The 12,131-nt window shown below is 36.8% G+C and carries 9 protein-coding genes; 5 read left to right on the top strand and 4 right to left on the bottom strand.

Going from position 1 to position 12,131, the window contains the following annotated elements; all coding sequences use genetic code 11:
* Positions 1-54: 54 nt before the first annotated feature.
* Both KEM10_RS03510 and uvrB read left to right on the top strand, forming a co-directional pair.
* A complete protein-coding gene (locus KEM10_RS03510; RefSeq protein ID WP_212213598.1) occupies positions 55-885 on the top strand; it encodes a hypothetical protein in 831 nt (276 codons plus the stop codon).
* An 89-nt stretch (positions 886-974) separates the two neighbouring features.
* Positions 975-2,984 (top strand): excinuclease ABC subunit UvrB, encoded by a 2,010-nt coding sequence (gene uvrB, locus KEM10_RS03505; protein WP_212213595.1) that lies wholly within the window; start codon positions 975-977, stop codon positions 2,982-2,984.
* A gap of 35 nt (positions 2,985-3,019) precedes the next feature.
* Here the strand turns inward: uvrB and KEM10_RS03500 are convergent, their stop codons facing one another.
* A complete protein-coding gene (locus KEM10_RS03500; RefSeq protein ID WP_212213591.1) occupies positions 3,020-3,880 on the bottom strand; it encodes a sigma-70 family RNA polymerase sigma factor in 861 nt (286 codons plus the stop codon).
* Positions 3,881-3,958: 78 nt separating this feature from the next.
* Positions 3,959-5,437 (bottom strand): Do family serine endopeptidase, encoded by a 1,479-nt coding sequence (locus tag KEM10_RS03495; RefSeq protein WP_212213588.1) that lies wholly within the window; start codon positions 5,435-5,437, stop codon positions 3,959-3,961.
* 213 nt (positions 5,438-5,650) lie between these two features.
* Here KEM10_RS03495 and dapF point away from each other — a divergent pair, with 213 nt between their 5' ends.
* On the top strand, positions 5,651-6,433 hold the full coding sequence (gene dapF / locus KEM10_RS03490; RefSeq protein ID WP_244825534.1) for a diaminopimelate epimerase: 783 nt from the start codon (positions 5,651-5,653) through the stop codon (positions 6,431-6,433).
* Between the two features lie 74 nt (positions 6,434-6,507).
* Here dapF and KEM10_RS03485 read toward each other — a convergent pair whose 3' ends face one another.
* Together KEM10_RS03485 and arcC are read right to left on the bottom strand one after the other, a co-directional pair.
* Complete coding sequence (locus tag KEM10_RS03485; RefSeq protein WP_212213585.1) at positions 6,508-7,509, bottom strand: ornithine carbamoyltransferase; 1,002 nt, start codon at positions 7,507-7,509, stop codon at positions 6,508-6,510.
* A gap of 41 nt (positions 7,510-7,550) precedes the next feature.
* Positions 7,551-8,534 (bottom strand): carbamate kinase, encoded by a 984-nt coding sequence (gene arcC, locus KEM10_RS03480; RefSeq protein WP_212213581.1) that lies wholly within the window; start codon positions 8,532-8,534, stop codon positions 7,551-7,553.
* Positions 8,535-8,868: 334 nt separating this feature from the next.
* Here arcC and KEM10_RS03475 point away from each other — a divergent pair, with 334 nt between their 5' ends.
* Both KEM10_RS03475 and KEM10_RS03470 read left to right on the top strand, forming a co-directional pair.
* Positions 8,869-9,555, top strand: coding sequence for a hypothetical protein (locus tag KEM10_RS03475; protein ID WP_212213578.1), 687 nt, complete (start codon positions 8,869-8,871; stop codon positions 9,553-9,555).
* 95 nt (positions 9,556-9,650) lie between these two features.
* Entirely contained in the window at positions 9,651-12,125 is a 2,475-nt protein-coding gene (locus KEM10_RS03470; RefSeq protein WP_212213575.1) for a DNA translocase FtsK, read from the top strand.
* Positions 12,126-12,131 lie beyond the last annotated feature (6 nt).

The raw sequence follows: 12,131 nt of genomic DNA, 5'->3' as shown, positions 1-12,131 counted from the left end.
TTTCTAATAACAAACTTTTTCACATTTTTACACTCAAATTCAAAGCACATTCGAATGCCGAAATCATATAGATATCTAATCCTAACACTTGTTGTGTTTGCATTTGTCAGTCAGGCAAACGCTCAACGCAGACGCAGATCTACATTATGGGATGGTGTTCGCCTAACCCCCAGAGCAGGTATTAACATGTTCTATGGCGATTTAGTTGATCAATCAAGAACCAGTTATTCACTTGGTGGAGTAATTGATAAAGAGTTAATGCCATCTTTATCTGCCCGTATTCAGTTAATGGGTGGAAATATGAAGGGAGAGCAAGTATACAATGAAACTGGACAATTATATTCTTATTTCGAAAATTATTATGCAGATTTCATGGTTGGTGTGTCTTTTAAGCCTTTAGATTTAGCATTAGGGTACTTTAAACAGAGATCATTCAATCCTTATTTACTTGGCCAATTTGGACTAATGTATTATAATACGGATACATATTATGGAGAAGCTGGCTTTGATCCTAATACATTAAGACATAATGTTTCAGAATTTACTCCTGCAGTCTCAGGAGGTATAGGTTTATCATATTGGATCAACTCTATCATGAGTATTAATGCTGAATATACTGCCACTTTGCCTTTTTCCGATATGGTTGATGGGCACAAAGAATGGTATAGTGGTACTCCGGGAAACATTACTGCAGTCCATCAAACAGATGCTTCTGACTTTTATTACACAGCAACCCTCGGTGTTTCATTCCTTCTTAATGATAGCAAATGGAAGAATGAGCCCAAATACAACCGTAAGGCCTACCTAAAAACAAGAAGACAAATGAATTCTTCAAGTAGGAAAAACCTAAAGTCGATTAATAAGAAACGAAGGAGAAGACGATAAAAAATATACTAAGAGTTGCATTTGCAGCTCTTTTTTATTTACATACACTATCCTTTTCTTACATTTGGTTTTCATAAGCTAAAGAAGGGATGGATTTTAAAATAACAGCAGATTTCTCTCCTACCGGAGATCAACCACAGGCAATAAAAGCATTAAGTGAAGGTATAAATTCTGACACTACCCATCAGACTTTGTTAGGTGTTACAGGTTCAGGTAAGACCTTTACAATGGCCAATGTAATCAAAGAAACAAGTCGGCCAACGCTTATTCTTTCACATAACAAAACACTTGCAGCTCAACTTTATGGAGAATTTAAAACTTTCTTTCCGGAGAATGCTGTGGAGTATTTTGTATCCTATTACGATTATTATCAGCCCGAAGCCTACCTTCCGGTTACAGATACATATATTGAAAAAGATCTTTCTATTAATGATGAAATAGAAAAGCTGCGGTTAAGTGCTACTTCAGCACTTCTTTCAGGCAGAAGAGATGTTATTGTGGTATCTTCAGTCTCCTGTTTATATGGAATCGGTAATCCGGAAGACTTTCATGAAGGAGTAATTAACCTTAAACGTGGCGATGAGATAGGCAGAAACACCTTTCTTCGAAAGCTAGTTGATAGTTTATACTCAAGAAATGAAGTAATGTTTGAAAGAGGTCATTTCAGGGTAAAAGGTGATACTGTAGAGATATTTTTGGCCTATTCCGACTATGCTTGCCGAATCATATTTTGGGGCGACGAAATAGAGGAAATTGAAACATTCAATCCCGACAGTGGTGTAAGAATAGAATCACTTGACTCGACTACTATTTATCCGGCAAATATATTTATCACATCCAAAGCAAAAACTCAACAAGCCATCAAGAATATCCAAGACGATTTAGTAAGTCATCTTGAATTTCTCAAGGAGAATGGCAAAAACCAAGAGGCTAAACGATTGGATGAACGAGTAAACTACGACCTGGAAATGATCCGCGAATTAGGATATTGTCCTGGTATCGAAAACTATTCAAGATATTTTGATGGACGAAGAGAAGGTACACGTCCTTTCTGTTTATTAGATTATTTTCCTGATGATTTTTTGGTGATTATTGACGAAAGCCATGTAACCATACCTCAAATAAGAGCTATGTATGGTGGCGATAAATCAAGAAAACAAAACCTGGTTGAATATGGCTTCCGCTTACCGGCAGCAATGGATAACAGACCGCTTAAATTTGAAGAATTCGAGCATTTAATTAATCAGGCAATATACGTTAGTGCTACACCAGCGGATTACGAATTGGAAAAATCAGAGGGAGTTATTGTTGAACAACTAATCCGTCCTACCGGATTAATTGATCCAATAATAGATGTTCGCCCAAGTCTAAATCAAATAGATGATTTGATAAATGAAATTCAGGAGCGAATAGAGAAAAATGAGCGCACATTAGTAACCACTTTAACCAAACGAATGGCCGAAGAGTTAACCAAATACTTAAATCGATTATCAATCAATTGTGAATATATCCATTCTGATGTTGATACTCTTGAACGGGTTAAAATTATGGAAAACCTAAGAGCTGGTACATTTGATGTATTAGTTGGTGTAAACCTCTTAAGAGAGGGATTAGACCTTCCCGAAGTATCTTTGGTTGCTATTTTAGATGCTGATAAAGAAGGTTTCTTAAGGTCGGAAAGATCATTAACTCAGACTGCAGGACGCGCTGCAAGAAACCTTAATGGTAAAGTGATAATGTATGCTGACAAAATCACAAAAAGCATGCAGGCCACTATAGACAGTACCAACTACAGAAGAGAAAAGCAATTAAAATATAATCAAGATCACAATATAACTCCTACACAGATAAACAAACAAAAATCTAGCATACTACCTGGAAATGCGGAACCTAAGGCTTATGTTGAACCTAATGGAACAGATATCGCAGCTGATCCGGTTGTTGGATACATGAGTAAAGAGGCCCTGCAAAAAGCTATAGACAAGACCAAGAAAGAAATGCAAAAGGCTGCCAAAGAATTGGATTTTCTTTTAGCTGCTCAGTATCGAGACGAAATTAAGCGCTTAGAAGAGCTATTAAACAAAAAACCCTCGAAATAATCGAGGGTTCTAAATATTCTAATCTCTGGATTAGTTTAACCCAGATATGTTTTCAATAATTTACTACGAGATGTATGACGAAGACGACGAATCGCTTTCTCCTTGATCTGACGAACACGTTCGCGAGTTAATCCAAAGCGCTCACCTATCTCTTCTAGTGTCATTTCCTGACATCCAATACCGAAGAACAATTTAATAATATCACTTTCTCGCTCGGTTAAAGTAGCTAAAGCTCTTTCAATTTCGCGCGCTAATGATTCGTTAATAAGAGTTTTATCAGCATTAGGCGAATCACTATTCACCAATACATCCAATAAACTATTATCTTCTCCTTCAACAAATGGAGCATCAACAGAAATATGACGACCTGAAACCCTCATCGTATCTGCCACCTTGTCGGCTGGTAATTCTAACTTATCTGCCAATTCCTCAGGAGATGGCTTACGCTCATTTTCCTGTTCGAATTTTGAATATGCTTTATTAATCTTGTTTAATGAACCGACCTGATTAAGTGGTAAACGAACAATTCTTGATTGCTCAGCCAAAGCTTGCAATATAGATTGACGAATCCACCAAACAGCATACGAAATAAATTTAAAACCGCGGGTTTCATCAAATTTTTCGGCCGCCTTGATTAATCCAAGGTTTCCTTCATTAATTAAGTCAGGTAGGCTCAAACCTTGATTTTGGTATTGCTTTGCAACTGATACCACAAATCGTAAGTTAGCCCTGGTTAGTTTTTCCAAAGCAATTTGATCACCTTTTTTGATGCGCTGTGCCAACTCAACTTCCTCTTCCACAGAGATTAACTCTTCACGACCAATCTCTTGAAGATACTTATCGAGAGACGCGCTCTCACGGTTTGTAATTGACTTTGTTATTTTTAGTTGTCTCATATCCCTTTCGAAAATTACCGCGCGAAATTACTACAATTTAACCGCTTTTCCAACTATTGTCTAGTTTTATTAAAGATTTTATTCATGAATATTAATTGCATAATAGGCGACTCTTCCATTTGGATAGATACCTGTGAGGAACAAACCATCACCTATTTCTACACTTTTCACTACTTCTTTAAAATCCTCTACCGATTCTATAGCAATTTTGTTAGCTTTTGTTATTATATATCCTTCTTTAATTCCACTATTTTGCAAACTTCCCTCTGAAAGGCTTTCCACTTGAATTCCATATCGAATGCCAAGCCTATACTTTTCTTTATCACTCAACTCTTTTAGTGTTGCTCCTAAAGTCAGATCATCACTAGATCTTGTCAATATTCCGGTTGTTCCCCGTATATTACGTAAAGTTACGTTAAAAGTTTTCTTTTTGCCATCCCTTAGTACCATTATATTAACAACTTCACCTGGACGATGCCTGCTTACACGCTCTTGTAGCTGGGGAACTGAGTTAACTTTATCTCCATCCACACTTAAAATAATATCAGCTTTTCTAATGCCAGCTTCTGCAGCTCCTCCATTTTCCGAAACTCCCCCAACTAAAACGCCTTCCATTTTTTCCATTGGTTCAAGATCAAATTGAGCCAGACTTTCCTTACTAACATCTAAAATACTAACACCTAATAAGGCTCTCTGCACTTCACCGTATTCCATCAAATCGGCTACAACCTTTTTAGCTATTGAAACAGGAACAGCAAAAGAGTAACCTGAATAGGAGCCGGTACGCGAAGCAATGGCAGTATTTATACCAACTAATTCACCTCTTTGATTTACCAAAGCTCCTCCACTATTTCCAGGATTAACAGCTGCATCGGTTTGAATAAATGACTCAATTCCGTAATTCTGACGTCCATTAGCTATAATATTTATACTTCTGGCCTTTGCGCTAACAATACCAGCTGTAACTGTAGACGTCAGGTTAAAAGGGTTTCCTACGGCTAAAACCCATTCTCCAACTTTTATACCATCCGAATCTCCATACGATAAATATGGTAAATTCTTTGCATCGATCTTTAACAATGCAATATCCGAATTGGGATCAGTCCCAACCAATTTAGCAGTAAAAGTTCTTTTATCATTTAAAACAACTTCAATTTGTTCAGCTCCATCAATCACATGATTATTCGTTACAATGTACCCATCCGTTGTTAAGATCACACCTGAGCCTGCTCCCATTACTGGTGCGGGTTCGCGGTTATAACCACTTCCTGGTCCAAAAAAGTAATCGAACAATGGATTTCCCGAGCCACCATAACTCTGTCCACGCGAAACAGTTTTAACATGCACTACAGCATGTACCGATTTTTCTGACGCATAAGTAAGATCAGGTAATTGTCCATTTGATTGCGGTAAATTAACATTAGCTACCGGAACCGAACTTTCATGTACATATCTTACTTCTTTTTCTGGTTCTACAATATTTGAATAAACAATCACAGCAAGAACTGAGCTTACTACTGCAACAAAAAATGCAAGAAAATATTTTTTTGTATTCATAACAGTTAAGATTTAGATCAGACAATTATTAAAATTACCAATGCAATTTCTACAAATCCCATGCCTTATGAAAATATTGACAGACACTTAACCTTTTTTTATCCTTTGTTAATGGAATTTTAACACTACTAAATTATCTTTGCATATTCTATAAACGTCCCGTTTATACATTTGTTTTATTGACAGGACAACTTGTCAGGATTAAAGATAAATATGATAGATTTTTATAAATATCAAGGCACCGGTAATGATTTTGTGATTATTGATAACCGAGATAATCATTTTGATGGTTGTAATACTGAAACTGTTCGTTTTTTATGCGACAGAAGATTTGGTGTCGGTGGAGATGGACTAATGCTTTTGGAAAATCATGCCGAATACGACTTTACCATGCGTTATTTTAACAGTGATGGTAACGAAGCTTCGATGTGTGGAAATGGTGGACGTTGCATTGCAGCATTTGCTGTTCATTTAAATATTGTTCCCGCCAAAGAAACATTTCAATTTATGGCTGTTGATGGTCTTCATGAGGCAAAATATGACGATGGAATTGTTTCTTTAAAAATGATTGATGTAAAAAACGTTGATGCTAATGATGATTACACTTTTTTAGATACAGGTTCTCCACATTTTGTTCAATTTCATGAATCAGTTGAAAACCTAAACATTAATAAAATGGGTAGCGAGGTACGCTATTCTGATACTTTTATGCCTGGTGGAACCAACGCTAATTTTGTACATTTTATTAATGACAATACCATTAAAGTAAGAACCTACGAACGTGGCGTTGAAAATGAAACTCTTGCATGTGGTACAGGAGTTGTTGCCTCAGCCATATCGGCCCATTTAAAAAAGAAAGATATCAATGAGTTTAATGTTGATGTTCTTGGAGGAAAGCTAAAGGTAAGCTTTGAACCCAATGCAGATGGAGGTTTTAATAATATTTGGTTAGTCGGACCAGCAACCTTTGTTTTTAAAGGCACCATTGAGGTTTAAAATAGCATCACCATATTTAAAGCAAAACGGGCAGTTCAAATGAACCGCCCGTTCTTTTTATCTGCAAGATTGTTCTATGAACCTAAAGTTGCTACCATAACTGCTTTAATAGTATGCATCCTGTTTTCAGCCTGATCAAACACAATCGAAGAAGGTGATTCGAATACATCCTCCGTTACTTCCATGCCATCTAAACCAAACTTCTGGTAGATATCTTCACCAACTTTAGTTTCTCGATTATGAAAAGCTGGCAAGCAATGTAAAAACTTACAAGATGGGTTACCTGTTAGTTCCATTGTTTTACTATTAATCTGATAAGGTAACAATATGTCAATGCGCTCCTTCCATACTTCATCAGGTTCACCCATTGAAACCCATACATCAGTATATAGAAAATCACAGCCTTCAACTCCTTTTTCAACATTATCAGTAACTGTGATAGTGGCCCCCGATTTTTCTGCTATTTGTTCACATTGCTTAACCAAATCGGCATCTGGCTGTAAACTTTTGGGTCCTACAATGCGTACATCCATTCCCATAATTGCTCCTCCAACTAATAATGAATTGGCCATATTATTGCGTGCATCACCCAGATATGCATACGAAACCTGGTTTAAAGGCATATCGGTATTTTCCATCATAGTAAGGAAATCTGCTAAAATCTGGGTTGGATGAAACTCATCAGTTAAACCGTTCCATACCGGAACACCAGCATATTCAGCAAGTTCTTCAACAATCTTTTGACCATAACCACGATATTCGATTCCATCATACATACGCCCCAGTACTCGCGCTGTATCTTTCATCGACTCTTTATGGCCGATCTGAGAGCCTGATGGCCCCAAGTAAGTTACATGAGCTCCCTGATCGTGCGCCGCTACTTCAAAAGCACATCGTGTGCGCGTAGATGATTTTTCAAATATTAGTGCAATATTTTTACCCAATAATCGGGGCTGTTCATTCCCTGTATACTTAGCCGTTTTAAGATCCTGTGCCAGTTTTAATAAGAATTTAATTTCTTGTTGTGTAAAGTCCAGCAGTTTTAAAAAGTTCCTGTTTTTTAAGTTGAATGCCATAGCTTTATAGATTTTACTTGATTCTTTATTAGGTTTTATCTTTAGATGTTCTGATATTTCTTTAAGTCCAGATCATCGTAGTTTAAGGTGATTTTCGTACCAAACGATTTATCTTCCAGCTTTTTCGATTCCGTTATCACACTCATCTCCCCACCTCCTTCAACAAACTGAAGAGCTGCTTTTATCTTGGGCGCCATACTTCCTTCACCAAAAGTACCTTCATTTAAATATTTCTGAGTGTCTGATGCATCTAAAAATTCCAATACTTTTTGATCCGGCTCACCGAAGTTAGCATAAACAAACGGAACATCTGTGAGAATATAAAAACGGTCTGCCTTGATTTGATTGGCCAATAACGAAGAAGCAACATCTTTATCAATTACAGCTTCGGCAGGTCGTATATCACCTTCTTCATCAACGTACACCGGAATACCGCCACCCCCAACAGCAATAACAATGGTTCCCTGCCGCGCATTTCGCTCAATCACTTCCCAGTTGACAATATTAATCGGTTGTGGAGATGGAACAACTCTGCGATATCCACTTTTAGACTTTTTCTCTTCTTTAAAAACCCATCCTTTAGAGGCATTTAGTTGTTCTGCTTCTTCTTGTGATACTTGTTTGCCAATACGTTTAGTTGGATTCGAAAAAGCTTCATCCTGAGGATCAACTTCAACAGAAGTCATAAGAGTAAGTACATTCTTATCTATTTTATGTTTTCGCAAAACATTTTTAAGGGCTCGCTCAATCATATATCCAATACCTCCCTGCGAATCAGCCACGCAAACATCCAACGGCATCTGAGGAATACTATACATTTGCTCTCCGGCATCGTTTCGCATTACAATATTTCCTACCTGAGGCCCGTTGCCATGCGATATAACAATATTAAATCCTTCCTTGAGTAAAAATATGATATTCTCGAGTGTTTCTGTTGTATTCTGCTCCTGTTCTTCAATTGTACCAGTTTGGTTATCTCGTAACAAAGCATTTCCTCCGAGGGCAATAACAGCTAATTTACTCATGATCTTTTCTATTTGGTTTATTTTATAAGGATATCTATATGCGATATAACAAATTTTAACTCATTTATTAAATGATTTTAATCACTCAATCGTATGGTAAATTACCTTGACTGAAATGAGTAATTCTTTTTACATCCACCTCCTCAAATCAGTGAAATCATCAATCAACAACTTAAATTATCAGCAATAATGCACTAACTATTTTTTGTAACACCAGCCATCCAATCATTAATCAGTTTTTTATAAACTATCATAAATTAACGACTAACAAACAAGCTTCTCAGTATATAATTACTATTTTTGAAGCCTTGCTTTGCAATAAGGGAAAAACTGTATGAAACAAACTTTACTATTAATTTTAGTTGTTGCGCTTTTAAGCTCCTGTTCTGATAAATCCGCATCAGAGGATTCTCATGATGGAGTTATAACTTATTCCATTTCCTACCCGGATCAGATAAAAGCTCATGCGTTATCTACCTTTTTGCCTGGAGAGATGACTGCTATCTTTAAAGAAAATGATTATAAACTTCATATAAAGGGAGAACTCAACCTATATAATCTGGAATACATCTCAAAGTCAAAAGGAGATACTTGTTTTACATTGTTAAGAGTATGGGATAAAAAACTTTATTATCCACAAAAAGAAGGAGAAGAGTTATTTCTATTCAATGCAAATGGGCAACCCAAGATCACCTTTCAAAAAGATTCAACTAAATTAATAGCGGGTTATAATTGTAAAATGGGAACTGCCGTATTTCCAGACAGACGACTTCCTGCTATGAAATTTTATTATACCGAAGATATTAACTTTAAAGCTCCCAATGCAAACACTCCATTTAAGGATGTTCCTGGACCAATGCTTGAATTTAATATTAACTTTCAGGGAATGGATATTTCCTTTGCTGCCAAAACTGTTAAGATAAAACAAATCAAAGACGATGAATTTAAGATTCCGGAAAGTTACCGCGAAGCGGATTCTAATGAAATAAATGAGATCGTTTCTTCGTTATTGCTATTGTAAGCTTTGCCGTTTTTTAAAGATTTCTACCTGAAATAATATTTTGGCGAGGCTTTTATTATTTTTGTGGGTGGCAAGCACCATTACAATTTAATCTTATGGCCAAAAAACAAAAAAAGCAAAAAGTTAAAAAAACACCTGTTTCTGAAAAATTTAAATTGTGGATTGAAAACCTGCGACATTTTAAGTTAAGGTTTATTGCCGGAATTTTAACCATCGGAATTAACTTCTTTCTGTTACTTGCTTTTTTCTCCTATCTATTTACAGGCTTTGCTGATAAAAGCAAGTTTGATATTCCACTATGGGAATTAATCTCAAACGCAGATATAACAGTTGAGAACTGGACAGGTAAGCTGGGCGCTTACCTTGCCGACTATTTTATTAACGACGGTGTAGGTATTGCTGCCTTCTCGTTAATAGTATTTCTATTTGTAGGAGGTTTTAGATTATTAGGGGCACGAATATTACCTTTAAAGAAAACCTTTTATCACTGCTTTTTTATAACTATTTGGCTATCCATAACACTTGGATTTTTATTTACATCTAGTGCCGACAGTCAATACCTGTTATTGGGGGGAGCACACGGTTATTTTATTAGTAAATGGCTATCAGCCTTTATTGGTTCTGTTGGAGCACTTATATTAATAATTGTTTCATTGGTAATATACCTTTCTATAACATTCGAGGCTTTTTATCGTGCTATGCGAAAACCGTTTGATAAAAATCTACAAGAAGAAAAGACAATAACTACCGATGATAAAGAAGTTTCTTCTATTCAAGAAGAAAAGGAAAACAATGTTGAAAGTGATGTAAAAGACGAATTTGAAACTTCGCTTGAAATAAATGAAGAACCATCTTTAAACCCGGAACCTGAAATACAACCAGAAATTACAGAAGAGACTGAAGCAACAGAAAATCTACAAGTTGAAAAACATACAACGGTTGAACTCGACACTAAAGTAGATCCTGCCATAAAAGAAGAAGATGAAGCAGATTTAGATCTGAAGATTGAAAAGAATATTGAGGAAGAAATATCTGACTTTATTAACGACGAGCCATTGGGTGATTATGATCCAACTTTAGACCTTTCATCCTATAAATTACCAACCATTGAGCTACTCGACGATCATAAAAGCGATAATGGCGAAGTGACAATGGAAGAGTTAGAGTCTAATAAAAACCGAATTGTTAAAACGCTCGAGGATTATAAAATTCAGATCAAGAATATTAAAGCTACCGTTGGACCAACCGTTACATTATATGAAATTGTACCGGCTCCGGGTGTTCGAATCTCAAAAATTAAGAACCTCGAGGATGACATTGCCCTTTCTTTAGCAGCATTGGGTATACGTATTATTGCACCTATTCCGGGAAGGGGAACCATCGGTATTGAAGTGCCTAACTCCGATCCTGAAGTGGTTTCGATGCGTTCAATTATCAACGCTAAAAAGTTCCGCGAAACGAAATATGAACTGCCTATTGCTTTAGGAAGAACCATCTCAAACGAAACTTTTGTGATTGATTTGGCCAAGGCTCCTCACATGCTGGTGGCCGGTGCAACGGGACAAGGAAAATCGGTTGGATTAAATGCGATTATATCATCTCTACTATACAAGAAACATCCTTCGCAACTTAAATTTGTAATGGTAGACCCTAAGAAAGTGGAACTTAACATATATTCTAAGATTGAGCGCCATTTCTTAGCCAAATTGCCCGATGAAGAGGACCCAATCATTACCGATGTTCAAAAAGTTGTAAATACTTTGAACTCTTTGGCCATCGAAATGGACAATCGCTACGAGTTATTGAAGGCGGCACACGCACGAAATATAAAAGAGTACAATCACAAGTTTGTGAAGCGCAAACTGAACCCAGAAAAAGGTCATCGCTTCTTACCCTATATTGTTGTTGTTATTGATGAGTTTGCCGATTTGATTATGACGGCAGGTAAAGAAGTAGAATTACCAATTGCGCGTATTGCTCAGCTGGCTCGTGCCGTAGGTATTCATATGATTATCGCTACTCAGCGTCCGTCAACCAATATTATTACGGGTGTGATTAAGGCCAACTTCCCAACAAGGGTTGCCTTTAAAGTAGCTTCGATGATTGACTCACGTACAATCCTTGATTCACCAGGAGCAAACCAATTAATTGGTCGTGGTGATATGCTTATTTCGCAAGGAAGCGATCTGGTAAGGGTTCAATGTGCCTTTGTTGATACACCTGAAGTTGAAAAAATAAACGACTATATTGGTGAGCAACGAGGATATACATCAGCTTTCTTATTACCTGAATATACAGGTGGAGACAGTGGAGGAACAGAGCCTGGCGAAGTAGATCTTTCAAAACGCGACCAAATGTTTGAAGAAGCTGCTCGAATTGTGGTTGCGAACCAATCGGGTTCCACCTCTTTAATACAACGACGCTTTTCAATAGGATATAACCGAGCCGGACGAATCATTGACCAACTGGAAGCAGCAGGTATTGTAGGACCTTTTGAAGGTAGTAAAGCGCGTCAGGTTTTAATTGCTGACGATCTGGAGCTGGAAAAGCATTTAGCACAGTTTAATTAATTTTGG

Origin of the sequence: Carboxylicivirga linearis (genome assembly GCF_018271995.1) — a bacterium.
Classification (GTDB): Bacteria; Bacteroidota; Bacteroidia; order Bacteroidales; family Marinilabiliaceae; genus Carboxylicivirga; species Carboxylicivirga linearis.
This window is presented reverse-complemented; position numbering and strand designations above follow the sequence as displayed.

Bases quoted from the DNA above. Each gene is read 5' to 3' on its own strand.
- KEM10_RS03510 (WP_212213598.1), top strand. From the start codon at position 55: ATGCCGAAATCATATAGATATCTAATCCTAACACTTGTTGTGTTTGCA.
- KEM10_RS03495 (WP_212213588.1), bottom strand. From the start codon at position 5,437: ATGAATACAAAAAAATATTTTCTTGCATTTTTTGTTGCAGTAGTAAGC.
- uvrB (WP_212213595.1), top strand. From the start codon at position 975: ATGGATTTTAAAATAACAGCAGATTTCTCTCCTACCGGAGATCAACCA.
- arcC (WP_212213581.1), bottom strand. From the start codon at position 8,534: ATGAGTAAATTAGCTGTTATTGCCCTCGGAGGAAATGCTTTGTTACGA.
- dapF (WP_244825534.1), top strand. From the start codon at position 5,651: ATGATAGATTTTTATAAATATCAAGGCACCGGTAATGATTTTGTGATT.
- KEM10_RS03475 (WP_212213578.1), top strand. From the start codon at position 8,869: ATGAAACAAACTTTACTATTAATTTTAGTTGTTGCGCTTTTAAGCTCC.
- KEM10_RS03470 (WP_212213575.1), top strand. From the start codon at position 9,651: ATGGCCAAAAAACAAAAAAAGCAAAAAGTTAAAAAAACACCTGTTTCT.
- KEM10_RS03485 (WP_212213585.1), bottom strand. From the start codon at position 7,509: ATGGCATTCAACTTAAAAAACAGGAACTTTTTAAAACTGCTGGACTTT.
- KEM10_RS03500 (WP_212213591.1), bottom strand. From the start codon at position 3,880: ATGAGACAACTAAAAATAACAAAGTCAATTACAAACCGTGAGAGCGCG.